This is a genomic window from Halomonas sp. OfavH-34-E, assembly GCF_024124525.1.
GTDB lineage: Bacteria > Pseudomonadota > Gammaproteobacteria > Pseudomonadales > Halomonadaceae > Halomonas > Halomonas litopenaei.
Map to the genome: position 1 here is coordinate 48,981 of NZ_JAMXRY010000008.1, position 24,205 is coordinate 73,185.

A 24,205-nucleotide genomic window follows, 5' to 3' on the forward strand; every position below is an offset into this window, starting at 1 on the left:
TCGTTGAACGCTCTGACACAGCCGAATGCCGGGGTCGAAATGGGAACTCTGCTACACTGCTGACATCATCGGGTTCGGCCCCTTGGCTTCACCCAGGTTCCGCAGAGCATTGAGTTCACAAGCGGAAAAGGAGCAACGATGTCCATCGAAACCAGCTTCGAAGGCTACCTCAAGGCCAAAGAGGGTGGCCACCTGCGTAGCATGAAGATATCGCATCGCGGCGCCGTCTCCGTGGACAGCGCCGAGCTGGTGCGGTCGCGCAAGGTCAAGAGCAACGTCAGAGCCCTTCGCCGCAGCCTCGATCGCAGGGACAGCAAGCCGGAATGAGCGGCATCAAGCTGCTGCCACCTTTCGTCCTGCTGGTGGCCGGCTTTCTGCTATGCCATTCGATCCCTTCCTGGCGACGCTACGTCATTCGTGCCAACGGACAACAGCTGACCTTGCGCAGCGCCATCGCCGGCTTTGGGGCCGCCCTCCCGGTCTTCGCTGTGCTTTACCTCCTGCACGCTTTCTCTGCCCCCTCCGCTTCTCCTTACGCCTACCCAGACACCCAAGGCGAGCCCTTCGGCGAGCCCTTCCTTCAGACGTCGCTGGTTACCCTCACTATTGCGATCATCTGCCTGGCGTTTACGAAACTGGTGGCCTGGTACTATGCCTTCTATCTGGGCCAATCCCGTCTGCGCCAGCGCCTGGCCGGGTTTGCGCGTCGCAGCGTCGGGGCTAGTGTCTATCACCGACTGCAACGAGCAGCACAGTGGTGCCACTGGCAGAGCTATCGCTTCACCGTCCACGCCATGCGCAAGCTGATAGAGGGTGACCATGCCGAAACCCTCTACCTTGGCAGCCTGCTTGGCACCGGCAGCGGCCTCTGCATGTTCGTGCTGGATTCTCGCAAGGTGATCATCGGCAACGTGACTGGCATGCCCGAACCCTCGGCGCCCAAGGAGGAAAGCCAGATACGTGTGTTGCCCTACTTCACCGGGCATCTGTGCGAAGCCCATCTCCAGTTGCATATCACCACCGACTACACGCCCTACCTGGACGCCCAGAGTCGGGGCGAGGCCCACCGCGACTACGCCTTTGACATCGTGCTGGCCGCCCACAAGACCAGCTACGTCCGGGAGTTCGACATCCGTTTTTTCCGCAGCCGGTTCATCAACCACCACTGCCCCTGCGGCCACCCCGTCTACAACACCACCCGCTCCGGCCAGGCTCAGCCGCCTGGGGCGTCATAGCGCCTGCTGTCACGACGCTGGCTGAACGAAAACCACCCCTCCAGACACAACGATGGGCCCCGAAGGGCCCATCGTTGTGACGCTGGGTTGTTCGCGCGCCAGCCGTGCTTTCTAGCCACGTATTCTAGTCGTGCTTTCCAACCAAACGTCGACTAGCCACACTTCGACCAGCCGCAGCCGGCGTAGCAGGTGGGGCAGCCGTCCATCATGATCAGCTCGCCGCGACACTCGGGGCAGTTGCCGACCACGGCGGGGCTGGCGCCTTCGGCGGCGGACTCGGCAGGCTTGCCATCCAGCGGCTCGACCGCGCCGCTCGGGGTCTCGTCCTCGACCTCGGCGGGGTACCAGCCGTGGCCGGAGGCCTGGCGCCGGGCGTAGCGGCTGACCAGCTCCTCCACCGGAATCTGGTTGCCGTCGATGTCGAGGAAGCCGCGACGATAGAGGATCTGCTGGATCGACCAGGCGATGGCGGCGACCTCGGAGTCGTGGAACATCGGCTTGTTCCAGCGGTTCATGCCGCAGCGCACCAGGCCCTTGTCCCAGGCCACCTTGCGCAGATCCGCCACCGCCTGGGTGACGTAGCCGCCGCGGGCGGCCAGCGACAGGCTGCGCATGGTGGCGGTGATCCACTGGTGTTCGCTGGACAGCTGGCCGGAGGGGAAGAAGAACTCCACCGGGCGCTCGATAATCACCCGCTGGCCGTTGAGCACGCCTTCCACCGGCATGAAGGACACCAGCAGGTAGACCTTCTTGCGGCCTTCGGCGCCGACGTAGGAGATCTTCTCGGATACTGCCTCCAGCGTTCCCTCGGGGCGCGAGGGGATGCGCATGGTCAGCGGGTTTTCCTCGGGCAGCGGGGCCGGCGCGGGGGCGGCCTCCTCGCTCTTGACGCGGTAGCCCACGATCTTGGAATTGATTTCGACAGCCATCAGCGGGCTCCTCCAGAAAGATGATGCGGGCGTGACACGCTCACGACCCAGGCATGATGTTGCGGCTCGCCGCTGGTCCGATTACCACTTGCCATAGGTCCCCTCCTTCAAGCCGTCGTAGAGGTTGGCGGCGTTGTGTTCCTCGCCGTCGTAGATCACCGTCTCGTCGCCCTTGAGTTCGAGGGTCTCGCCGTTCTCCAGCTCGAAGATATAGGTGGTGTTCTTGAGGTCATCCTCGCGCACCAGCACGCCCTGGAAGGCCTCCGGGTTGAAGCGGAAGGTAGTGCAGCCCTTGAGGCGGCTCTGGTAGGCGTCCAGGTACAGGTCCTTGAACGCCTCGAAGGCAAAGTCGGTGGGCACGTTGACGGTCTTGGAGATCGCCGAGTCGACCCAGGCCTGGGCCGCGGCCTGCACCGCCACGTGCTGCTTGGGGGTCACCGCGTCGGCGGTGATGAAGTACTCGGGCAGGTCGCTTTCCACCGCGTCGGCGTGCATGAAGTGACGGTAAGCGGCAAGCTCGAAGGACACCACCTCGACCTGCTCCTTGGTCTTCTTGCCGGCCTGGATCACGTTACGGAAGTAGCGATGGGAGAACGACGGCTCGATACCATTGGAGGCGTTGTTGCCCAGCGACAGGCTGATCGTCCCGGTGGGGGCGATCGACGAGTGGTGGGTGAAGCGCGCGCCGTGCTCTGCCAGCTCCGCCACCAGCTGCGGCTCGACCTCAGCGATCTTCTGCATATAGCGGCTGTAGCGCGCGTGCAGGATGCGCCCGGGCACCTTGTCGCCGACCTCATAGCCGTCGCGGCCGAGCTCGGGACGCTCGCGAAGCATCTTCGGCGTCAGCTCGAACTCCTGCTCGAGGATCGGGGCCATGCCCTTCTCGCGGGACAGCTCCAGCGCCTGCTTCCAGCCCTCCACGGCCAGCACTCGGCTGACCTCCTCGGTGAAGCCCAGCGACTCGGCCGAGCCATAGGGCATCTTGAGCATGGTCATGGTCGAGCCGAGGCCGAGGAAGCCCATGCCGTGGCGGCGCTTGGCCTCGATCTCGCGGCGCTGGCCGGACAGCGGCAGGCCGCTGATCTCGACCACGTTGTCGAGCATGCGGGTGAAGATCGCCACCACCTCACGGTACTTGTCCCAGTCGAAGCGCGGCTTGTCGCCGAACGGATCGATCACGAAGCGGGTCAGGTTGACCGACCCCAGCAGGCAGGCGCCCTCCGGCGGCAGCGGCTGCTCGCCGCAGGGGTTGGTGGCGCGGATCTCTTCGCAGAACCAGTTGTTGTTCATGCGATTGACCTGGTCGATCAGGATGAACCCGGGTTCGGCGTAGTCGTAGGTGGAACGCATGATGGTGTCCCACAGCTCGCGGGCCTTGATCACCTCGACCACGCGGCAGGCCACGCGACCTTCGGCGTCCTGGGTGTAGCCGTCCTCGATCACCGGCCAGTCGCGGTAGATCAGCTCGCTGTCATCGACGTCGCCCTTCTCGCCCTCGTGCAGCGGGAAGGCCAGCGGCCAGTCGGCGTCCTGCTTCACCGCTTCCATGAACTCGTCGGTGATCAGCAGGCTCAGGTTGAACTGGCGCAGGCGACCGGCCTCGCGCTTGGCCTCGATAAAGTCGCGCACGTCGGGATGACCGACGTCGAAGGTGCCCATCTGGGCGCCACGACGGCCGCCGGCGGAGGCCACCGTAAAGCACATCTTGTCGTAGATATCCATGAACGCCAGGGGGCCGTTGGTGCCGGCACCGGCGCCGAACACGAAGGCGCCCTTGTGGCGCAGGGTGGAGAACTCGTAGCCGATGCCGCAGCCGGCCTTGAGGGTCATGCCCGCATCCACCACGCTGTCGAGGATGTCGTGCATGGAGTCGCGAATGGTCCGCGATACCGTGCAGTTGATCAGGCTGACCGCGGGCTTGTAGCCCTCGGCTCCGGCGTTGGAGGTGATCCGGCCTGCCGGCACGGCGCCGTTTTCCAGCGCCCAGCGAAACTTCGGCAGCCACTTGTCGGCGGCGTCGCCCTCGACGGCGGCCAGCGCCTTGGCCACGCGGTCCCAGGTGGCCTGAAGGTCGGCGTCGACGGGCTGGCCGTGGCGGTCCTTCAAGCGATACTTGGCGTCCCAGATGTCATACGAGGGGCCCTGCATGGGAACCTCCTGCGACAGGGCGGCGGCCTTGGCGGATGTGGTCATGAAAGCTTGTCTCCGATGAAGTTACCGGCAAATAAACGGGGTCGTAAAGGGGCGGATGCGCGCTCCGGATAAGCTCGGGCACCCTACCAGATATAGTAAAATTTTCGACCGGCGGCACAATATAAACGAAAAATCGGGCCATGGAAGACCCGATCGTTAATTCGGCTTTGGCGCATGAAAGGTAGCGCGGCCTACCCCGGGCGTCTCGCCCCGGGGCAGCCGCGATAGAGCCGGCTAGACGGTGCGCGAGAAGCGCCCGCTGCCGGGGACCAGGTAGGCATCGAAGGCCATGGCCACGTTGCGCATCATCAGGCGTCCTGCCGGCAGTACCCTGAGCGCTTGCTGCTTGATCTCGATCAAGCCGTCGGCCTGCATCTCGTCGAGCTGGTCGAGGGCGCTGGCGAAATGCGTGCGAAAGTCGATAGCGTGACGGGCTTCGAACTCGGCGAAGCGCACCTCGCCGTGACACATCAGCGAGGTGATCAGTTCGGCACGCAGCTGGTCTTCGTCGCTCAACCGATAGCCCCGCAACACCGGCAGCCGCCCGGCCTCGAGGTGCTCGGCGTACTCGGCGGTGGTCTTGACGTTCTGGCTGTAGGCGTCGCCGACCTTGCCGATGGAGGTGACCCCGAGCCCGATCATGTCGCACTGAGCGTGGGTCGAGTAGCCCTGGAAATTGCGCTGCAGGGTACCGTCGTGACGGGCTCTGCTGAGTTCGTCCTCGGGCAGGGCGAAGTGGTCCATGCCGATATAGACGTAGCCCGCCTGGGTCAGCCGCTCGATGGTCAGCTCGAGCAACTCGAGCTTGCGCCCGGGCGGCGGCATGTCCTCGTCGCGGATCAGCCGCTGGGCCTTGAACAGCGACGGCAGGTGGGCGTAGCTGTAGGCGGCGATGCGGTCGGGTCTCAGCGCCACCACCTTGGCCAGGGTGGCGTCGAAGCTGTCGCGGGTCTGCAGCGGCAGCCCATAGATCAGGTCCACCGACACCGAGGCGAAGCCGGCGTCCCGGGCGGCGTCCACCAGGGCTGCCACCTGGGCCTCGCTCTGCACGCGGTTGACCGCCTTCTGCACCAGCGGATCGAAGTCCTGGACGCCGAAGCTCAGACGATTGAAGCCCATCTCGCGCAGTTCATGGATCTGGGCGGGGGTCACCGTACGCGGATCCACCTCCAGCGAGAATTCCCGGCGCTGCTCCGGGGCGAACCGGAAGTGGCGCGCCAGGGCGTCGATCAGCCCCTTGAGCTGGTCATTGGACAGAAAGGTCGGGGTGCCCCCACCCAGGTGCAGCTGGTTGAGCTCCCGGGTCTCGTCGAACAGCGCCGCCTGCAGGGCGATCTCGCGCTTGAGCAGCGCCAGGTACTCAGCGGCACGCTCGCGATTGTGGGTAATGATCTTGGAGCAGGCACAGTAGTAGCAGAGGCTTTCGCAGAAGGGCACATGGACGTAGACCGACAGCGGCTTCGGCTCCCCCTGCTGGCTGCGCTCGACCGCCTGGCGATAGTCGGCGACACCGAAACCGTCGTGGAAGTGCGGCGCGGTGGGATAGGAGGTGTAGCGCGGCCCTGGACGGTCGTACTTCTCGACCAGCGCACGCTGAAACGGCAAAACATCGGATGACATCGACAAGGCCCCTCGTGACACGACCGCCCGACGGCGGCATCTGTCGGCATTGTCGCACGTCGAATCCGCCCGTCCCGGCAAGACGAAGCCAGACATGATCTGCATCAAATCACGGCAGCGGCATCACGGCGCTTGCCCCTGTGGCGTGTTCTCGCCCGAGGTAGTGCAAACGCGAGCCAACCGCAATGATGCCCCTGCCATCCCAGTGATCCCGATCAAGCATAGTACGGAAGACGTACCTCTCCCCGCCTAAAGTTGACCAACGTCATAGGGTATTGTCGCTGAGCGCTCCAATACTCGAGAGTCCCAAGGGACATCCCGCACAAACCGTGATGCCTGACCCAAGCCGCACGCCGCTTGCGTCAGGTATCACGCCCCAAGACCGAGGAGCGCTCATCATGAAATGGATCCCCCTGGCCGCGCTTGGCGCCGCCTGTCTGTTCAGTCTCAACGCCCAGGCCGCCGGCGACGCCGCCGCCGGTGAAACCAAGATCGGCGCCTGCGCCGCCTGCCATGGCACTGACGGCAAGGCCACCGGACCGATCTATCCCAACCTGGCGGGTCAGAACGCTCCGTACCTGGAAAGCGCGCTCAAGGCCTACCGCGAGGGTCAGCGCGGTGGTGGCATGTCCGCCATCATGGCGCCCCAGGCGGCGGCCCTGTCGGATCAGGATATCGCCGACATCGCCGCCTACTTCTCGTCGCTGACGCCCTGATCCCACCCTGGTGCGCGAAGCGTCCTCGGGGCGCTTTGCGCCTCGAGGTCATGCCATGACCCAAGCCCCCCGCCATTTTCCCCGCCACTGGTCTTCTCCCCTGCGCCTGCTTGTCGTGCTGTTGGCGATGTGCTTGAGCCTGCCCGCCCTGGCGCTGGAATTCGATCAGTATCCCGGTGACCTTGGCAGCGCCAAGGGTGACCTCGCGCTGTTTCAGCAGGCCTTTCCCGGCACCGACAGGGTCGAGCCGGTGACCGACCTGCCGTGGCCGGTCAATGCGCTCTACCGTGGCGACGAACTGGTCGGCTACGCCTTCGAGAGCGCCGAGGTCGCGCCGATCCCCGCCTACTCGGGCAAGCCGGTCAACCTGCTGATCGCCATCGATCCTTCCGCCAGCCTGCGCCTGGCCAAGGTACTCAATCATTCCGAGCCGATCATGCTGGTCGGTATCCCGTCAGAGCGCCTGGACGACTTCGCCGGCCAGCACCTGGGTACCTCGGTGACGTCGCGCCTGGAGGTGGGAGAGGACGTCGATGCCATCTCCGGCGCCACCGTGACCGTCATCGTGGTCAACGACACCATCATGCGGGCAGGACGCCTGGTCGCCGCCGCCCTGGGGCTGATCGAGGACCCCGCGGCAGCGCCAATCGCCCGCGTGCGCGACGAGATCTACGCGCCCGCCGACTGGCAGGGCCTGCTCGACCAGGGGGCACTGGGCCACCTGACCCTGCGCCAGGGAGAGGTCGATGACGCCTTCGTCGGCACCCCTGCGGAGCACTACCTGAGCGGCCAGCGTTCGCCCCGCGACGCCACCTTCATCGATCTTTACCTGGGCTACCTCAATGCGCCGAGCGTTGGCCGCAATCTGCTCGGCGAGCGCGGCTACGACCAGTTGATGGCGAGCCTCGCCCCCGGCGAACACGCCGTTGCCCTGCTCGCCGACGGCAGCTTTTCCTACAAGGGGTCGGGCTACGTGCGCGGCGGCATCTTCGATCGTATCGAGCTGGTCCAGGGCAACGCCTCGATCAGCTTCCACGACAGCGACCAGCGCCGCCTGCCGCGCCTGGCCATCGACGGAGCCCCCGCACTCAGCGAACGCGACATCTTCGTGATCCACGAGGACGCCCACTTCGACCCGGGCACGCCCTGGCGGCTAAACCTGCTGGTGCGCCGGGCCTCGGGGCCGCTGACCCAGGAGTTCACCCGCTTTCATCTCGACCAGGCGCTGCCCGAGGCCTTTATCGAGCGTCCCGAGCCGGTGGAGCCCGCCCCGCTGTGGCTCGAGATGTGGCAGCAGAGTCGGCTAGAGCTGATCGGGCTTGGTGCTGGACTGGTGACGCTGTCACTGATCCTGGCGTTCCAGGACGCCCTGGCGCGTCGTCCGCGCCTGCTGCGCCCGCTGCGCAAGGCCTTCCTGCTCTACACCCTGGTCTATATCGGCTGGGTCTCGCTGGCCCAGCTCTCGGTGGTCAATGTGCTGGCGCTGATCCATTCCGTCATCCATGGCTTCAGCTGGTCGGCCTTCCTGATCGATCCGCTGATGTTCGTGCTGTGGGTCTTCGTGGCGGTCACTCTGGTGCTGTGGGGCCGCAGCATCTTCTGCGGCTGGCTGTGTCCCTTCGGCGCGCTGCAGGACCTGGTCAACCAGCTCGCCCGTCACCTGAAGGTGCCGCAACTGACGCTGCCCTTCGCCGTGCACCGGCGGCTGTGGGTGGTGAAGTACCTGATCCTGTTTGGCCTGGTCGGGGTGTCCTTCTACGACCTGGGACAGGCGGAGCGGCTGGCCGAGGTCGAGCCGTTCAAGACCGCCATCACCCTGCACTTCCTGCGCGACTGGGGCTATGTGCTCTACGCCGTGGCACTGATCGCAAGCTCGGCCTTCATGCACAAGGCCTACTGCCGCTACGTCTGCCCGCTGGGTGCGAGCCTGGCCATCGCCGGTCGCCTGCGCCTTTACGACTGGCTAAGGCGGCACCATGGCCAGTGCGGCACCCCCTGCCAGATCTGCGCCAACGACTGCGAGCTGGTGGCCATCCATCCCGACGGTCGCATCGAGGCCTCGGAGTGCCACTACTGCCTGGACTGCCAGATCACCTACGACGACGACCGTCGCTGTCCGCCCCGGGTCAAGCGCAGAAAGCGCCTGGAACGGAATGCGGCGAGGACGCACGGCGACGTGGGTGACGCAGAACCCCGCGGATCAAGCCAGGACGGCGACCCGCGGCGTATACCCTGCCTTGAGGAGAACTGAAGTGAGTGACGATTCCCGCAGTATCCAGAATCTGGCCCGACGCCACTTTCTACGCAACAGTGCGGTGACCGGCGTCGCCGGCGCCGGCCTTGCCAGCGGAGTGGTCGGCGGTGTTGGCACCAGCGCCCTGCTCGGCAGCCGCAGTGCCCGCGCCAGTGAAGGCGATGCCATGGTGGCCCCCGGTGAACTCGACGAATACTACGGCTTCTGGAGCGGCGGCCACTCCGGCGAAGTGAGGGTGCTGGGCATCCCCTCCATGCGCGAGTTGATGCGCATTCCGGTGTTCAACACCGAGAGCGCCACCGGCTGGGGCATCACCAACGAGTCCCGGCATATCCTCGGCGAGTCCGCGCGTTTCCACAACGGTGACGCCCACCACCCCCACGCCTCGCTCACCGACGGTCGTTATGACGGCAAGTACCTGTTCATCAACGACAAGGCCAATACCCGGGTGGCGCGGATCCGCCTCGACATCATGAAGACCGACAAGGTCACCACTATTCCCAACGTCCAGGCCATCCACGGCCTGCGTCTGCAGAAGGTGCCCTTCACCAAGTACGTCTTCGCCAACGCCGAGTTCCCGATCCCCCAGGTCAACGACGGTCGCGACCTGGAGCATCCCGAGAACTACTACACCATGTTCAACGCCATCGACGCCGAGACCATGGAAGTGGCCTGGCAGGTGATCGTCGATGGCAACCTGGACAACACCGACGCCGACTACACCGGCCGCTTCGTTGCCTCGACCTGCTACAACTCCGAGAAGGGCATGACCCTGGCCGACAGCATGCGTGCCGAGCGTGACTGGGTGGTGGTGTACGACGTCGAAGCCATCGAGGCCGCCGTCGAGAAAGGCCAGTTCGAGACCCTGGGCGACTCCCCGGTGCCGGTGCTGGACGGACGCAAGGGCTCACCGCTGACGCGCTACATTCCGGTGCCCAAGAATCCCCATGGCCTGAATACCTCACCCGACGGCAAGTACTTCATCGCCAACGGCAAGCTGTCGCCGACGGTGTCGATCATCGCCATCGACAAGCTGCCGGCGCTGTTCGCCGACGAGATCGAGCCCCGCGACAGCGTGGTCGCCGAGCCGGAGCTGGGCCTGGGGCCGCTGCACACCACCTTCGACGGTCGCGGCTTCGCCTACACCACCCTGTTCATCGACAGCCAGGTGGCCAAGTGGAACATCGAGGAGGCGATCCGCGCCTACAACGGCGAGGACGTCAACTACATCCACCAGAAGCTCGACGTGCACTATCAGCCGGGCCACAACCACGCCAGCCTGTGCGAGACCCGCGATGCCGACGGCAAGTGGCTGGTGGTGCTGTGCAAGTTCTCCAAGGACCGCTTCCTGCCGGTGGGACCGCTGCACCCGGAAAACGATCAGCTGATCGACATCTCCGGCGACACCATGAAGCTGGTCCACGACGGCCCGACCTACGCCGAGCCCCATGACGCCATCATGATGCGCGCCGACCAGCTCAACCCGATCCAGGTGTGGGATCGCCAGGATCCGTTCTTCGCACCCACCCGCGCCATGGCCGCGGCCGACGGCATCACCCTGGAGAGCGACAACAAGGTCATCCGCGACGGCAACAAGGTGCGCGTCTACATGACCTCTGTCGCGCCCCAGTACGGCATCACCGAATTCAGGGTGAAGCAGGGTGACGAGGTCACGGTGGTGATCACCAACCTGGATACCGTCGAAGACCTGACCCACGGCTTCTGCATGGTCAACCATGGCGTGTCCATGGAGATCGGTCCGCAACAGACGTCCAGCGTCACCTTCACCGCCGAACGCGCCGGTGTGCACTGGTACTACTGCAACTGGTTCTGCCACGCGATGCACATGGAAATGTTCGGTCGCATGCTGGTGGAGAAGGCCTGAGGAGCGGCCGTGCCGAGCGCCGGTGGCGCTCGGCACGGCCCCAGGCGACATCACCATGTTCCAAGTTCCCTCCTTTCTCGCAGGCCGTTCGGCACCTGGCCGAGTGACACCGATGGCGCTGGCCCTGACCGCAGGGCTGGCGCTACTGGCGATACTGAGTTCCAGCGAGGTGCTGGCCGCTGAGCTGAAGGTGACCGCGGGCACACCGCTCAAGCGCTGGGTCGAGCAGGCCGAGCCCAACGATACCTTGCGGCTCGCACCGGGCCACTACGCGACAGGCCCGGTGATCATCGACAAGCCACTCAGCTTGGTCGCCGACGGTGCCGGTGTGGTGATCGATGGCGGCGGCAGCGGGACCCTGCTGACCTTGCGCTCACCTGGCATTTCCCTGTCCGGGCTGACCCTTCAGCACTGGGGCGGCGACCTGACCGCCATGGATGCGGGGGTTCACGTGGAAAGGACCGCCCATGGCGCCAGCATCGAGCGCTGCCGGCTGTCCGGCCCTGGCTTCGGCATCTGGCTCGATGGCGTCGATGACGCCCGGGTCCTCGACAATCAGATTCGCGGCGATACCCGGGTACGCTCCCAGGATCGCGGCAACGGCGTGCAGCTGTTCAACGCGCGTCGGGCGCTGGTCTCCGGCAACGATATCCGCCAGGTGCGCGACGGCGTCTATATCGACACCAGCAGCGACAGCGTGATCGACAGCAACCTGCTCGAAGACCTTCGCTACGGCGTCCACTACATGTACGCCCACGACAACAGCGTGACCAACAACCTGACCCGCCACACCCGCACCGGCTACGCCCTGATGCAGTCCCGTGGGCTGACGGTGAGGGCCAATCGCTCCATCGAGGATCGCAACTACGGCATCCTGATGAACAACATCACCGATAGCCGGATCATCGACAACGACATCATCGGCGTGCGTCAGGCACGCGACGCCCATGACCGGGGCCTGGTCAGCGGTGGCGATGGCAAGGCCATCTTCGTCTACAACGCCCAGTTCAACGTGATTCGCGGCAACCGCCTCGAGGACAGCGACATCGGGCTTCACCTGACCGCAGGCTCCGAGGACAACCGCATCAGCGGCAACGCCCTCATCCACAATCGCCGCCAGGTGAAGTACGTGGCCACTCGACAGCAGGAATGGTCCGAGCACGGTCGCGGCAACTACTGGAGCGACTACCTGGGCTGGGACCTTGACGAGGACGGCATCGGCGACACCCGCTACCAGCCCAATGACGCCATGGACCAGCTGCTGTGGCGACACCCGGAGGCCAAGGTGCTGATGGCCAGCCCGGCGGTGCTGGCGCTGCGTTGGGTACAGCGCGTCTTCCCGGTATTTCGCCCCGCCGGCGTCAGCGACAGCGCCCCCCTGATGACGCCTTCGAGACCTCGTTCCGCCACACGGACATCCTATCCATGACCCGCGCCACGACCTGCGCCACGACCCGCGCCACGACCTGCGCCATCGTCTTTGACGACGTCAGCCTGGAACACGGCGGCGTGACCCGCCTGTCCCATCTCAGCCTCGAGGTGAACAGGGGCGAGGTGCTCGGCCTGCTCGGCCACAACGGCGCCGGCAAGACCACCAGCATGAAACTGATGCTGGGACTGCTGTCGCCCACCCAGGGAAGTCTCAGCGTGCTTGGGCAACGGCCGGACCGAGCCGGCGACCGTGCCTTTCGCCAGCACCTGGGCTACCTGCCCGAAAATGTCCGCTTCTACCCCAACCTGAGCGGGCGAGAGACCCTCACCTATCTGGCCCGACTCAAGGGTCGGCCCACGACAGAGGTGGACGAGCTGCTGGTGCAGGTGGGGCTGGGTGAGGCCGCCGACCGACGCCTGGCGACCTGGTCCAAGGGCATGCGCCAGCGCCTGGGGCTGGCCCAGGCGCTGCTTGGCGAGCCTCGGCTGCTGCTGCTCGACGAGCCCACCAGCGGGCTCGACCCCGCCGCCACCGAGGCGGTCTACGCCACCATCGGAATGCTGAAGGCGCGTGGCGTGACGGTGGTGCTGTCTTCCCACCTGTTGCCGGGGGTCGAGCCGGTGATCGATCGTGCGCTGATCCTCGGCGAGGGCAAGTGCCTGGCGCTGGGCGACCTGGCGAGCCTGCGCGAACGCTTTGCGCTGCCCTACGTGATCGAGATGCGTGGTGCTCCCCAGGATCTGGCACTAAGGCTGATTCGCGAGGGCATCCCCGCCCGCTCTTCGTTGGCGGACGGTGGTCGACTGCGATTGGAAGTGGCCCCGGAGCACCGCATGAACGCCTTGAGGCTGTGCACTGCCTTTCAGGGGCTCAAGGACCTGGAAATTCGCCCCCCCAGCCTCGAGGCACTGTACCGACGTGTCCAGGACCCCAGCGGCCGCGATCCAGGCAATGGCAGTGACGGGAGCAGCGAGAGCGACGCCAGCGACCGCTACCAGGTGATCGACGAGTCCGACCACACCACCGTCTCACCATCCGCCGAGGACACGCCCTGATGCGCCTTCTACTGACCATCGCCCACAAGGAATTCCGTGACGGCCTGCGCCACCGCTGGGTGCTCGGGATCGCCGTGCTGCTGGGGGTACTGGCGCTGGGTATCGCCGCCTTCGGTGCTGCCGCCAGTGGTGGTACCGGCTTTACCGGCCTGTCCACCACCCTGATCAGCCTGTCGACGCTGTCCATGCTGCTGATTCCGCTGATCGCATTGATGCTGGCCTACGACGCCATCGTCGGCGAGGACGAGGGCGGCACCCTGCTGCTGCTCGCCACCTACCCCATGTCACGCCGGACCTGGCTGCTCGGCAAGTTCATGGGCCACGCCTGGGTGCTGGGCCTGGCCACCCTGTGCGGCTTTGCAGTCGCTGGCGTGGTCATCGCTTTCGCCACACCGGAAACCGCGCTGGCCGAGGTAGCCGCAGGGCTCACTACTCTGATCGTCTCCAGCGTGCTGCTGGGCTGGTCGTTTCTGGCCCTGGCGTACTGGATCAGCGCCCGTGCCGGCAGCAAGCAGGCTGCTGCCAGCCAGGCTCTGATCACCTGGTTCGTGTTCGTGCTGGTACTGGACCTGGCGCTGCTCGCCCTGCTGGTAGGCGTGCACCAGGGAGGGGCCTGGCTGCCCTGGCTGATGCTGGCCAACCCGGCCGAGTGCTTCCGACTGCTGGTGCTCTCGGCGGTCGAGCCTCATCAGGCCTCCGCGATCACCGCCCTGGCCAGCGCCACCCCCAGGTCGCCCTTGCTGCTGGCGCTGCTGCAGGTCGTCTGGGTGCTGCTACCCCTGGGTCTGGCGATCAGGCGATTCGAGCATCGAGCGCTGTAACCCGCACGCCCAGTTCAGCCGAATGCCGACGCTGCCTGCCGGCTATTGCTGCTGGCTTTTGCTGCCAGCTATCCCCCCACTCCGTCCGCCAGGACGCTCGCCTGGAGAACTCCCATGTTCCTTCCTTCTATGCTGCAACGCTTTGCCATCGGTGGCCTGATGCTGTTGTTGATCGGCTGCAACGACGGCACCTCTGACACGACTATCGGCCCCGCCCCCATCGGTGATGACGACATCTGCCATGTATGCGGGATGTTGATCGAGGCCATGCCAGGCCCCAAGGGAGAACTCGCACTCGATGGTGACAGCGAGGTCACCAAGTTCTGCTCGGCGGCGGAAATGCTGGTATTTCTTCTTCAACCCGAAAACGTCGAACGCCTTGCCCATGCCTGGGTTCATGACATGGCTCGCACCGACTGGGATCACCCCGGAAATGGTGCCTTTATCAGTGCACAGGAGGCCTGGTACGTGTCTGGCCATTCGCGGCCCGGCGGCATGGGACATCCGCTGGCGACCTTTTCCACAAGAAACGATGCGGAGGCTTTTCAGAGCGACCACGGCGGCATCATCGAGCGCTTTGATGAGCTTGAAATCGACCAGTTAACCCATATGAGCCGAGCAAACCACCCTTGAATAGGTATAGAAAATCCCGCAAATATGCAGCGACAAAAGCCGACCAAAAAAATTGCTAAATTTATGGATTTACCATGCTACATTCAAGAGACAATAAGATGGATGGAACATCCATGACAAGGAGCTAAACCGCGCATGTTATCTCATTGATATAGGTCATCTGGCGTAGGAATAATCGCACATCGCTACGCTTTAATGCGCCAAGCCTGCGTGAGATTTCTCGTCCCTTGCTAGAGTCGAAAGCATGAGCGAAAGCCTCCCTTCTCTTTACCAAGTCGCCCAAGGGGCGCCGGGGCACGACCAATGCATCTGACAAGATTTACCGACTACTCATTGCGCGTTCTGATGTACCTTGCCGAATCCGGCAGCGAACGCACCACGATCGCCGAGATCGCCTCACGCTTCGAGGTCTCACGCAACCATCTGATGAAGGTGGTTCAGGAGCTCAGTCGCCTTGGCTATGTCTCCGCCGTCCGTGGCAAGCACGGGGGACTGTCGCTCAAGCAGGCGCCGGGCAGTATCCACCTCGGCGCCCTGGTCAGGGATACCGAACATAGCCTCGCCCTGGTGGAGTGCGAAGGGGACGACAGCGCCTGCTACATCGCGCCCATCTGCCGCTTCAAGCAGATCGCCAACGAAGGGTTGACCGCATTTCTGGAGGTCCTGGATCGCTACACCCTGGATGACCTGATGACCCCTCAGTGCCGCCAGCGCCTGCACACCCTCAAGCTGATCGAGCTCGAGCCGGAGCCTGAAGCCGAGCCCGCCTGACGCGCCGAGGCAAGACAGGGTAACGCCACGACAGCGTACTCCGAGAATGCTAGCCTCCTGACCTCTGAGTTCTCTCGGTCGTCAGGAGCCAGCATGCCGATTCCGCCATTGTTTTCACCTCGCCGCGCCCGCCTTCTTCGCCTGAGTGTCGCCGCCGCACTGGTCTCCGTACTCGGGCTGACAGGCGTCAGCAGCCAAGCCATGGCGGTGGATTTCGACACCTCGGCCCACCAGACCCACCAGGACTGGCAGACCTTGATCGCGACCCTCGGCGACGAGTCCCATGTGCGAGCGGTCCAAAGGACCAGCTACAGCGACGCCATGCTCAGCGTCAACGCCACGCCAGGGCATTGCCGCACGCCCTGGATCGAGGTCAGAAGCGACCTTGGCCAGCGCCAGGCCGTGAGCGAAGTGGTCAATCGCGTTCCCATCGACCTGCTGGTAGACGAGCAACGTGCCCAGACCGGCACGGCGGTGCTGTCCACCCAACGCGGTGACGACGGCCTCTACGTGCGCGTGAATGGCATCGACATGGACCTGCTGGCCTCGCGTCTCGCCACCGGTGAGCAGCTGCATCTGCGCCTGCGCATGACGCCCGATACCAGCGACTACTGGTTCATGAGCTTTTCACTGAATGGCGCCTTTACGGCATGGCAACGGATGCAGACCCTGTGCAGGGCTTCCTGATCCGGCAGCAAGTCCAGAGGCAATATAAAGGTGCGGGCGTCATGATGCCTGAGAGGGCTAGCGGCGCGCCTGCTTCGGGGACCTTCTTCGGGGACCTTCCCCGAATGCCTGAACCGGGTCCCCTGAAGCCGCTCAGGCGGGCCGCTCCATCGCCTGCAAGGTATCTCCCAGACCATCTTGCCGCTGCCCATCGCGACTCAACCAGCGCCGCGCGAAGTCATCACCGCTCAAGGGCCGTGACAGCAGATACCCCTGGCCAAGATCGCAACCTAGGGCACGCAGTGCCTCGAACTGCGCCGGCGTCTCGATGCCCTCCGCCACTACCGTCAGTCCCAGACGATCGGCCATGGCGATGATGGTGGCGACGATGGCGTGATCGTTGCTGTCGGTGAGCATGTCGCTGACGAAGGACATATCGATCTTGACCGCCTGTACGGAAAAGCGCTTGAGGTAGGCCAGCGAGGAATAGCCGGTCCCGAAATCGTCGATGGCCAGGGCGAATCCCTGCTGGCGCAGGGTGTCGGTGATGCGTATCGCCTGTTCTGGGTCTTTCATGAAGCCGCTTTCGGTGATTTCCAGCCCCAGCAGCGAGGGGGAAACGCCAGCCCGGGCGGCGATCTCGCAAAGCTTGATTGCCAGCTCGGGATCCTCGAACTGGGCCGCCGCCAGATTGACGTAGAGTCGCTCGGGAAGCCGGTCCAGCGATGCCTGCTGCCACTGCTTCAGCTGTCGGCAGGTCTGCTCCATGACCCAGCTGCCGAGGGCCTCGATCATCCCTTGTTCCTCGGCCACGGCGACAAATTCCATCGGGCTTATCCATCCCAGTTCGGCGTCGTGCCAGCGACACAGTACCTCGGCGCCGATCAGGTCCCCGCTCTTGAGGTCGACACAAGGTTGAAAGCGGAGCTCGAGACGTTTCGTGTCCAGCGCCTCACCCAGTCGAGAAGCAAGCACCAGTCGGCGCCGCAGATCACGACCCATCTCTGGTGCGTAGAAGCGGTAGCCGCTGCGGCTTTCCTTGGCATGGTACATGGCGATGTCGGTGTGCTTGAGCAGCTCCCTGGAGCTATCTCCGTCGTCGGGGAAGAAGGCGACGCCGATGCTGACGTCGACGTTGAATCGATGCCCCTCATGCACCACCGGGTCATTCAAGGCGCTGAGCAGACGCCCCACGACCTGGGCGGCTCCGATCTCGTCGGTCTGCTCCACCATGACGACGAACTCATCGCCCCCCATCCGCGCCAGGCTTTCCAGCCTGCCAAGGCAACCGCTGAAGCGAGCGGCCACCTCCCTGAGCACTTGATCACCGACGTCGTGGCCCTGACCGTCGTTGATCTCCTTGAAGCGGTTGAGGTCGAGGAACATCAGTGCCACCCGATATTGCTCGGTGCGAGCCCGGACAATGGCCGCCTGCAGACGCTCCATGAAGTGGACCCGGTTGGGTAGACCGGTCCCGGGATCGAAGAAGGCCAGATGCCGTATATGGGCGTCGCTGCGGCGCCGTTCGAGCTCCGCCGAGGCGCCTGCGGCAAAGATCCGCAACAGATGACAGATGGGTTCAGGATCATGCAGCGGCTGGCGATACAGCGCAAACAGGATACCGACGGCGTCGCCGTTGGCGTCTTCCAGGCGTCGGCCGACGTAGGCTTCCACAGCGAAGCCGACCATCTCCTCGGCGCGGGGATAGCGTTGGCTCATGCCTCGAGCAATCACATGCTCGCTGTCGCGAAAGGACCTCTCGCAGGGCAGCCCTTCGAAACTGTAGTGAAAGGGCTCCACCGGCTGGCCCGATACCAGGCCGGCGATCAGCGTCGCCTGCAACGGGACGCTTTCCTCGACGCGTGACACGAACACGGCGTCCGCGCCGAGGGCGTCGGTCAGACGTCGCACCAGCAGGGTAAAGAAGGCGTCGTCGCTGCGTGCCGTCACCAGTTCGGCCATGTCCAGCACCGCCTGCTGGGTGTTCTGCTGATGCTGGTGGGCACGCATGGCCTGCAAGCCAAACGACAGGTTGTCCGCAAGCTCCCTCAGCAGCGCCAGTTCGTCGGCGCCAGCGTGGTAGGGCTGATCCATCAACAGCACCAGCACGCCCCGTCGCTCGCTTCCCAGACTCAGCGGTAAGGCTACCTCCGCCACGACCCCGAATCGCTCGGCCCAGGACGGAGGCGCTACCGTACCTGTCGTATAGTCGGCTACCCGTTGCTCCTTGCCTTCATGCACCGCTTGCCCGCTGGGACCCAGGCCCTCAGGCGTGGTCACATCCCAGCTGAAACGCGCGTGACGCAACAAATCATCGGCGCCACCGGCGCTGACCAGCGGCAGGATGCTGCGCTCGGGGTCGTCCTGGGCCAGCCCCGCCCAGGCGTAGCGGTAGCCGCCCTGCTCCACCGCCAGCCGACAGGCCTCCTGGAAGATTGCCATCTCGTCGGAGAGCCGAATCACCGCACGGTTGACCAGTCGCAGCAGGGTCAAGGCGCGGTGGGCGCGCTTGAGCTGTCGGTTGGTCGTGTCCAGTTGGGTGGCGGTCTTTTCCAGCGCCTGCTCGGTGCGCCGATTGGACAGTTCGGCCCCGCAGCGCGCCGCGGCAATTCTCAGCACCTCCTCGACCAGGCGACGCTGGTGCAGTCGATGGCGGTGCAAGGCAACCAGAACACCATGCAACTCACCTTCGGGCCCTCGCATCGCCACTCCGGCATAGGCTTCTGCACCAAAATCTCGCAGCAGGACGTCGTCCGGAAAGGCACTGCAGACGTTCTCCGGATAGATGCAGGCTCCGCCGTCCAGGGCATCGCGACAGGGGGTGCCGGCAGTCTCGTACTCGACGTCTGGCTGATGCTTGCCGTCTGCCATCAGCACCATGGACCGCAGGCGTGAGCCGTCCGCGACAGGGGTCGCTATCATCATGGCGTCAGCGTTGAGGATTACCGCCAGCCGATCGACCAGATGCATGAAGAAGTCATCACCGATATCCCGAGACAGGCTGTCGGCTAGGCTTTGAAAGGCTCTGCGGGCATCCATCTTCATAGGCCGGGCGACGATCCACTGAATAAGGTAATCAATGGTATCGAGGATAGCTTAACTTCGGGGCACCCCGCCGCCTCGCCCTGGCATTCTGTGCCGTTTCCCCCAGGACCAGACATCATCCGGCACCAGAAAACGGCGACATCTCCAAGACAACTGTCCCAGAAAACAGAACGTTAGTACTAAGTCGCAAGCATCAACGGTTCATGCCGGTAATCGCACAGATTCGTACATCCTTCCGTCGTACGAGCCTAGGCGCTGTCCGAAAAGTCGACGAGCGAAGGTTAGACAAGGCAAAAATCGGTGAGAAAGCGCAGTTTACGGGGTGTAAATGAGCATTTTGACCGGGCTGGCGCACCAGCCGATTTTTAACGCCGTATTACCGAGCGCAGGCACTTTTCAGACAAGCCCTAAAGCACCCGGCTTCTCAACCATCCGGTCAACACCTCTCCCAGCAACACCAGAATGACGATGCCACAGAGAATGGTGGCCACCGTCGGCCAGGCAAAGGTGTCGATGGCCCCCTGGAGGATAACGCCGATACCGCCGGCCCCGACCAGCCCCAGCACGGTGGACTCGCGAATATTGATGTCCCAGCGCAGGATGATCACGGCAAAGAAGGCCGGAACGACCTGAGGCACCACCGCGTAGAGGATGACCTTGGGCCGACTGGCGCCCACCGCTTCCATCGCTTCGACCGGCCGTCGGTCGATTTCCTCGATGGCCTCGCCCATCAGCTTGCCGACGAAACCGATGGAGCGACACATGATCGCGAGGATGCCCGCCAGCACGCCGGGGCCGAAGATCGCCACGAACAGCAGCGCCCAGATGATGGTATTGACCGAACGACTGGCCACCAGCACGAAACGGGCAAACCACAGGCAGGCACGATTGGGCGTGGTGTTCTGGGCCGCCAGGTAGGCGACGGGCAGGGCCACAAAGATCGTCGAGAACGTGGCCAGGGTGGCGATATGGACGGTCTCGACCAATGCCTCGACAATCTCGCCGAGGCGCCGCGGGTCGGGTGGCCACATGCGGTCGGCCAGGCTGTAGATCTGGGCAGGCGCATCCCACACCCAGGGCCAGAAGATATCGACATCCCTGGCCGCCCAGCTCAACACCGCCACGACCAGCAACAGCAGCACGAAGCGCGTCCAGCGCTCCCGTCGGCTGTAGCGCTGCCATACCCGTTGTTCTGTCGGCGTCGCTACCATAGTCGTCTCCTGACCCAGCCACTGATGCCCTCACTGACCAGAATCACCGCGATGATCACCAGCAGGATGGCGAAGGCAAAGTCATAGTCGTAGCGCCCGAAGGCGTTCATCAGGGTGCCACCGATACCACCGGCGCCGACGATACCGACCACCGCCGAGGCGCGCAGATTGCTGTCCAGCTGATACATGGAAAGCCCCAGCTGGCGTGGCAGGATCTGGGGGAAGACGGCGTACAGCAACGTGGACATGAACCCTGCACCGACCGACCGCATGGCCTCCACCTGCCCCCAGTCGATCTCCTCGATCTCTTCGGCCAGCAGTTTTCCGACAAAGCCGATGGAATAAAGCGTCAGGGTCAGGATCCCGGCCAGGGGTCCGAACCCCACCGCCTTGACGAACAGAATCGCCACGATGACCGGGTGAAAACTGCGCGACACGATGATCACCGCTCGCCCCACCAGATAGACCGGACGCGGGGCGATATTGCGCGCCGCCATCACCGCAAAGGGGATCGACAGTGCCACCCCCAGCAGAGTCGCCAGCAGGGCAATCTGGAAGCTTTCCTTGAAGCCGGTCAGCAGCAGTTCGAAGCGCTCGAAACTGGGCGGAAAGCCGCCGCCGAAGATGCGCGCGGCCCGCGGCAGCCCATCGCTGATCCGCTCCCAGTCGAACGGCAGGGTGGCCAGCGCCCAGCCCAGGTAACCCAACACGCCCAGCGCCAGCAGCAGGCGCACCACAGGACTGGCGATAAAGGGCGGCTTGCGCCAGGTCCGAGCCTTGTCGTTGACCATCAGCGTTCCCCTTCCGCGACGGTCGATGCGGAGGTCTCGTCCGGGGCCTCGATGCCACCGTAGATCTCCTCCAGCGCTGCGGCATCAAAGCGCTCCGGCGTGCCATCGAAGATCATGCGACCGTGGCGCAAGCCGACGATACGCTCGGTGTAGGCCCTGGCCTGGGCCACATTGTGAATGTTGATCAGCACCGGCAATGACAGCTCGCTGGCCAGGGCTCTCATCAGCTTCATGATCTGCTCGCTGGTGACGGGGTCCAGCGAGGCGGTCGGCTCGTCGGCCAGCAGAATGTCCGGCTCCTGCATCAAGGCTCGGACGACCCCGACGCGCTGGCGTTCGCCGCCGGACAGTTCGTCCGCGCGCTTGTTGGCGTACTGGGCGATGCCCACTCGCTCCATCAGGTGGAAGGCGCGTTCGATATCCTCCGGCGGGAAGCGCCGCCGCCATGCCTGAAAGAAGCCGACGTAGCCAAGCCGACCGGCCAGCACATTCTCCATCACCGTCAAGCGGTCGATCAGGTTGAAGCCCTGGAAGACCATGCCGATGCGCCGCCTGGCCTGGCGCAGTGGTGCGCCCTTGAGGCTGGACAGCTCCTGGCCGTTGAGCCTGATCGACCCCGAGGTGGGTTCGATCAGCCGATTGATGCAGCGGAGCAAGGTGCTCTTGCCCGCCCCGGACGCCCCCACGATGGACACCACGGAGTTGCCTTCCACGCGCAGATCCAGCCCCTTGAGCACGGGGTCATCGTGGCCATAGCGCTTGACCAGCTGGCTAATCTCGAGCATTGCACGTCCTCGTTCCCCGGGAAGGCCGAGCGCCATGCGCCGGCCCTCCTGTCCCTGGGATACCCTGTCGTCACTCCAGATTGTCGGCGGTGTAGCTGACGCCGTTCGAGGCCTGGATGGTGCGAATGACCTCCCACTGGTCCTGGTAGGTGATCGGGATGAACTTCTCGACGCCTTCGAATTCCTCACCCAGCGCGGTACCGGCGAAATCGAAGCTGAAGAAGGCTTCCTCGATGCGCTCGACCAGATCCGGCGCCAGGTCATGGGCGTAGGTATAGGAGGTGGTGGGGAAGGGCTGGGACTCGAAGATCATGCGCACGCTGTCTTCGTCATACAGCCCCCGTGCGGCCATGCGCTCCACCACCTCGGACGCCACCGGTGCAGCGTCGTAGTCACCCGCTACCACGCCCAGCATCGACTGGTCGTGACTGCCGGAATACACCACCTCGTAGTCCTCGTCCGGCACCACGCCTTCCTCGGGGAACAGCGCACGCGGCGCCTGATTGCCCGAGTTCGAGGTGGGTGAGGTGTGGGCGACCCGCTTGCCGGCCAGGTCGGACAGCGACTGGATATCCGAATCGGCCTGGGTGTAGACCTGCAGGGTATAGCCGAAGCGTCCGTCGTCGGAGCCCATCAAGGCAAAGGGAACGGCGCCGGCCAGGTTGACGGCGAAGGGCGTGGGGCCGGTGGAAAAACCTGCAATATGCAAACGCCCGCTGCGCATGGCCTCGACCTGGGCCGAGTTCGACTGGACCGCGAAGAAACGAACGTCCTTGCCCGTCACCTCCCGGAGGTGATCGATGAAGGGCTCCCAGATATCGGCATAGATGGCGGGGTCTTCCACCGGGGTGTAGGCGAAGATGAGGGTGTCGGGGTCGACCAGTTCGTCCTGATTGGCGGGCGGGTCGGCCACCAGATCGCCATTGCGGTCGCAGTACAGCGCATCCAGATCACCTCGGGGGCAATCCTCGGCGACAGCGACGGATGCAACAGCGCCGAAAGTGAGCAGGAGACCTGCGTTGAGGACCTGGCGTCCCCGGCTTGAGCGTTGTGTCATGGCGTGGCTCACCTATGCTGAGTCTTGTTATAGGGTGGGAATCGACCCCGGCCTGTCGAGCCGACATCGCGGGTCCCGGCGGCAGCGGACAGCCTGGCGGTCGACGACTGGCGACTTGGGGAAGGCTCTGTCAGATGGGCTGAAGGCTTCACTCGTTACGCTGAAGGCTCTACCACATGGGCTGAAGGCTCTGCCACATGGGCTGAAGGCTTCCCGCGTTACGCTGAAGGCTCTACCACATGGGCTGAAGGCTTCCCGCGTTACGCTGAAGGCTCTGCCAAGTGCGAAGACGAGCGCCAGCGACGCAGCGATGTTCGAAAACAAACATCGTTGAGTTCAATCTAGGAGGTGACACTTTTATGTCAAACGTTGAGGCCAACGACTTTCCACGCTGCCGCAATCACTACCTGCTGATGCGCCACGGCCATAGCCAGGCCAACGCCATGGGCCTGATCGTTTCCTCCCCCGAGCAGGGGCTCGAAGGCTACGGTCTTTCGCCCAAGGGGCAGGAACAGCTGCACGAACGGCTGACCGGCTGGCACCTGGCCGCGCCTGACCAGGTCTTCCATTCGGACTTTCTGCGCACCACCGAAACCGCAGCGCTGGTCGGGCAACACTTCAACGTCACCCCACACCCTGAACCGCGCCTGCGAGAGCGCTTCTTCGGTGACTACGACCAGGGGCCGGACCCGGCCTACGCGGACGTCTGGGCAATGGATAGCGAGAATGCCGAACACCGCACCCACGGCGTCGAAAGCGTCAGCGACGTCGCCCGCCGACTCATCGACCTGATCATCTCGCTGGAACAGCGCTTCGACGATGCCACCATCCTGCTGGTCGGCCATGGTGACCCCCTGCAGATCCTGCTGACGGCAGCCTGCGGTGAACCCTTGAGCGAGCATCGAAGCCAACCACCGCTGGCACCGGCAGATGTCCGGCCGCTGATCTTCGCTCGCTGATTACCGCTCGCAGCCCCTTTCTTGCAGCCGCCCCTGTCAGGGCTGTGAACAACTCGGTGGAAAAGTTCTCCACCCGCTATGGATAGGCTATTGACAAGCCGCCGCTCCCCCCATGAACCGTGGCGCTGTGCCGCTACATGCCACCGG

General features: G+C 64.4%; 20 protein-coding genes. 12 read left to right on the forward strand and 8 right to left on the reverse strand.

Features of this window, described 5'->3' with window-relative positions:
• The first annotated feature begins 138 nt into the window (after positions 1-138).
• Both NH448_RS05545 and NH448_RS05550 read left to right on the forward strand, forming a co-directional pair.
• Complete coding sequence (locus NH448_RS05545) at positions 139-327, forward strand: hypothetical protein (RefSeq protein ID WP_045993533.1); 189 nt, start codon at positions 139-141, stop codon at positions 325-327.
• Positions 324-1,235, forward strand: a complete 912-nt coding sequence (locus NH448_RS05550) for a hypothetical protein (RefSeq protein ID WP_045993534.1) — start codon at positions 324-326, stop codon at positions 1,233-1,235. Before NH448_RS05545 ends, NH448_RS05550 begins: the two co-directional genes overlap by 4 nt.
• Positions 1,236-1,387: 152 nt before the next feature.
• On the opposite strand, the gene NH448_RS05555 is transcribed toward NH448_RS05550, so the two are convergent.
• The 3 genes from NH448_RS05555 to hemN all read right to left on the reverse strand — a co-directional run bounded on the left by NH448_RS05555 (position 1,388) and on the right by hemN (position 5,977).
• On the reverse strand, positions 1,388-2,164 hold the full coding sequence (locus tag NH448_RS05555) for a hypothetical protein (RefSeq protein ID WP_045993535.1): 777 nt from the start codon (positions 2,162-2,164) through the stop codon (positions 1,388-1,390).
• Positions 2,165-2,245: 81 nt separating this feature from the next.
• Positions 2,246-4,357, reverse strand: a complete 2,112-nt coding sequence (locus NH448_RS05560) for an adenosylcobalamin-dependent ribonucleoside-diphosphate reductase (RefSeq protein WP_045993536.1) — start codon at positions 4,355-4,357, stop codon at positions 2,246-2,248.
• 234 nt (positions 4,358-4,591) lie between these two features.
• Entirely contained in the window at positions 4,592-5,977 is a 1,386-nt protein-coding gene (gene hemN / locus NH448_RS05565) for an oxygen-independent coproporphyrinogen III oxidase (protein WP_045993537.1), read from the reverse strand.
• A gap of 398 nt (positions 5,978-6,375) precedes the next feature.
• Between hemN and NH448_RS05570 the strand changes: the two genes are divergently transcribed.
• The 9 genes from NH448_RS05570 to NH448_RS05610 all read left to right on the forward strand — a co-directional run bounded on the left by NH448_RS05570 (position 6,376) and on the right by NH448_RS05610 (position 16,231).
• Positions 6,376-6,693 carry a cytochrome c gene (locus tag NH448_RS05570; protein ID WP_045993538.1) on the forward strand — a complete coding sequence of 106 codons (318 nt, stop codon included), beginning with the start codon at positions 6,376-6,378 and terminating at the stop codon, positions 6,691-6,693.
• Between the two features lie 55 nt (positions 6,694-6,748).
• Complete coding sequence (locus tag NH448_RS05575) at positions 6,749-8,944, forward strand: NosR/NirI family protein (protein ID WP_052704409.1); 2,196 nt, start codon at positions 6,749-6,751, stop codon at positions 8,942-8,944.
• A gap of 1 nt (position 8,945) precedes the next feature.
• Complete coding sequence (gene nosZ / locus NH448_RS05580) at positions 8,946-10,832, forward strand: TAT-dependent nitrous-oxide reductase (protein WP_239452571.1); 1,887 nt, start codon at positions 8,946-8,948, stop codon at positions 10,830-10,832.
• A gap of 55 nt (positions 10,833-10,887) precedes the next feature.
• Positions 10,888-12,261: a nitrous oxide reductase family maturation protein NosD gene (locus NH448_RS05585; RefSeq protein WP_239452572.1), complete on the forward strand. Its 1,374-nt coding sequence runs from the start codon at positions 10,888-10,890 to the stop codon at positions 12,259-12,261.
• Complete coding sequence (locus tag NH448_RS05590) at positions 12,258-13,319, forward strand: ABC transporter ATP-binding protein (RefSeq protein WP_071211130.1); 1,062 nt, start codon at positions 12,258-12,260, stop codon at positions 13,317-13,319. Before NH448_RS05585 ends, NH448_RS05590 begins: the two co-directional genes overlap by 4 nt.
• Positions 13,319-14,140, forward strand: coding sequence for an ABC transporter permease subunit (locus NH448_RS05595; protein WP_045993541.1), 822 nt, complete (start codon positions 13,319-13,321; stop codon positions 14,138-14,140). The genes NH448_RS05590 and NH448_RS05595 overlap by 1 nt, the downstream gene beginning before the upstream one ends.
• Positions 14,141-14,269: 129 nt before the next feature.
• Positions 14,270-14,773 carry a nitrous oxide reductase accessory protein NosL gene (locus tag NH448_RS05600; protein ID WP_253028492.1) on the forward strand — a complete coding sequence of 168 codons (504 nt, stop codon included), beginning with the start codon at positions 14,270-14,272 and terminating at the stop codon, positions 14,771-14,773.
• A gap of 303 nt (positions 14,774-15,076) precedes the next feature.
• Positions 15,077-15,544 carry an Rrf2 family transcriptional regulator gene (locus NH448_RS05605; RefSeq protein WP_045993543.1) on the forward strand — a complete coding sequence of 156 codons (468 nt, stop codon included), beginning with the start codon at positions 15,077-15,079 and terminating at the stop codon, positions 15,542-15,544.
• A 93-nt stretch (positions 15,545-15,637) separates the two neighbouring features.
• Positions 15,638-16,231 (forward strand): hypothetical protein, encoded by a 594-nt coding sequence (locus NH448_RS05610; protein ID WP_045993544.1) that lies wholly within the window; start codon positions 15,638-15,640, stop codon positions 16,229-16,231.
• 132 nt (positions 16,232-16,363) lie between these two features.
• Here the strand turns inward: NH448_RS05610 and NH448_RS05615 are convergent, their stop codons facing one another.
• From NH448_RS05615 to phnD, 5 genes are all read right to left on the reverse strand, one after another.
• Complete coding sequence (locus NH448_RS05615) at positions 16,364-19,249, reverse strand: EAL domain-containing protein (RefSeq protein WP_162197835.1); 2,886 nt, start codon at positions 19,247-19,249, stop codon at positions 16,364-16,366.
• 413 nt (positions 19,250-19,662) lie between these two features.
• Positions 19,663-20,466: a phosphonate ABC transporter, permease protein PhnE gene (phnE, locus tag NH448_RS05620; RefSeq protein ID WP_045994838.1), complete on the reverse strand. Its 804-nt coding sequence runs from the start codon at positions 20,464-20,466 to the stop codon at positions 19,663-19,665.
• On the reverse strand, positions 20,460-21,257 hold the full coding sequence (phnE, locus tag NH448_RS05625; RefSeq protein WP_045994839.1) for a phosphonate ABC transporter, permease protein PhnE: 798 nt from the start codon (positions 21,255-21,257) through the stop codon (positions 20,460-20,462). Before phnE (NH448_RS05625) ends, phnE (NH448_RS05620) begins: the two co-directional genes overlap by 7 nt.
• Positions 21,257-22,042 (reverse strand): phosphonate ABC transporter ATP-binding protein, encoded by a 786-nt coding sequence (gene phnC / locus NH448_RS05630; RefSeq protein WP_045994840.1) that lies wholly within the window; start codon positions 22,040-22,042, stop codon positions 21,257-21,259. Before phnC ends, phnE (NH448_RS05625) begins: the two co-directional genes overlap by 1 nt.
• Positions 22,043-22,112: 70 nt before the next feature.
• Positions 22,113-23,099 (reverse strand): phosphate/phosphite/phosphonate ABC transporter substrate-binding protein, encoded by a 987-nt coding sequence (phnD, locus tag NH448_RS05635; RefSeq protein WP_083970649.1) that lies wholly within the window; start codon positions 23,097-23,099, stop codon positions 22,113-22,115.
• A gap of 359 nt (positions 23,100-23,458) precedes the next feature.
• Between phnD and NH448_RS05640 the strand changes: the two genes are divergently transcribed.
• Entirely contained in the window at positions 23,459-24,058 is a 600-nt protein-coding gene (locus tag NH448_RS05640) for a histidine phosphatase family protein (RefSeq protein WP_045994841.1), read from the forward strand.
• The last annotated feature ends 147 nt before the right edge of the window (positions 24,059-24,205 follow it).

What these genes read in the sequence shown, in the direction of transcription:
- NH448_RS05545 (WP_045993533.1), top strand. Translation starts at nt 139, where the DNA reads ATGTCCATCGAAACCAGCTTCGAAGGCTACCTCAAGGCCAAAGAGGGT.
- NH448_RS05640 (WP_045994841.1), top strand. Translation starts at nt 23,459, where the DNA reads ATGTCAAACGTTGAGGCCAACGACTTTCCACGCTGCCGCAATCACTAC.
- phnC (WP_045994840.1), bottom strand. Translation starts at nt 22,042, where the DNA reads ATGCTCGAGATTAGCCAGCTGGTCAAGCGCTATGGCCACGATGACCCC.
- NH448_RS05560 (WP_045993536.1), bottom strand. Translation starts at nt 4,357, where the DNA reads ATGACCACATCCGCCAAGGCCGCCGCCCTGTCGCAGGAGGTTCCCATG.
- NH448_RS05605 (WP_045993543.1), top strand. Translation starts at nt 15,077, where the DNA reads ATGCATCTGACAAGATTTACCGACTACTCATTGCGCGTTCTGATGTAC.
- NH448_RS05595 (WP_045993541.1), top strand. Translation starts at nt 13,319, where the DNA reads ATGCGCCTTCTACTGACCATCGCCCACAAGGAATTCCGTGACGGCCTG.
- NH448_RS05615 (WP_162197835.1), bottom strand. Translation starts at nt 19,249, where the DNA reads ATGGATGCCCGCAGAGCCTTTCAAAGCCTAGCCGACAGCCTGTCTCGG.
- phnE (WP_045994839.1), bottom strand. Translation starts at nt 21,257, where the DNA reads ATGGTCAACGACAAGGCTCGGACCTGGCGCAAGCCGCCCTTTATCGCC.
- NH448_RS05570 (WP_045993538.1), top strand. Translation starts at nt 6,376, where the DNA reads ATGAAATGGATCCCCCTGGCCGCGCTTGGCGCCGCCTGTCTGTTCAGT.
- NH448_RS05555 (WP_045993535.1), bottom strand. Translation starts at nt 2,164, where the DNA reads ATGGCTGTCGAAATCAATTCCAAGATCGTGGGCTACCGCGTCAAGAGC.
- phnD (WP_083970649.1), bottom strand. Translation starts at nt 23,099, where the DNA reads ATGACACAACGCTCAAGCCGGGGACGCCAGGTCCTCAACGCAGGTCTC.
- NH448_RS05600 (WP_253028492.1), top strand. Translation starts at nt 14,270, where the DNA reads ATGCTGCAACGCTTTGCCATCGGTGGCCTGATGCTGTTGTTGATCGGC.
- hemN (WP_045993537.1), bottom strand. Translation starts at nt 5,977, where the DNA reads ATGTCATCCGATGTTTTGCCGTTTCAGCGTGCGCTGGTCGAGAAGTAC.
- NH448_RS05610 (WP_045993544.1), top strand. Translation starts at nt 15,638, where the DNA reads ATGCCGATTCCGCCATTGTTTTCACCTCGCCGCGCCCGCCTTCTTCGC.
- NH448_RS05590 (WP_071211130.1), top strand. Translation starts at nt 12,258, where the DNA reads ATGACCCGCGCCACGACCTGCGCCACGACCCGCGCCACGACCTGCGCC.
- phnE (WP_045994838.1), bottom strand. Translation starts at nt 20,466, where the DNA reads ATGGTAGCGACGCCGACAGAACAACGGGTATGGCAGCGCTACAGCCGA.
- NH448_RS05550 (WP_045993534.1), top strand. Translation starts at nt 324, where the DNA reads ATGAGCGGCATCAAGCTGCTGCCACCTTTCGTCCTGCTGGTGGCCGGC.
- NH448_RS05585 (WP_239452572.1), top strand. Translation starts at nt 10,888, where the DNA reads ATGTTCCAAGTTCCCTCCTTTCTCGCAGGCCGTTCGGCACCTGGCCGA.
- NH448_RS05575 (WP_052704409.1), top strand. Translation starts at nt 6,749, where the DNA reads ATGACCCAAGCCCCCCGCCATTTTCCCCGCCACTGGTCTTCTCCCCTG.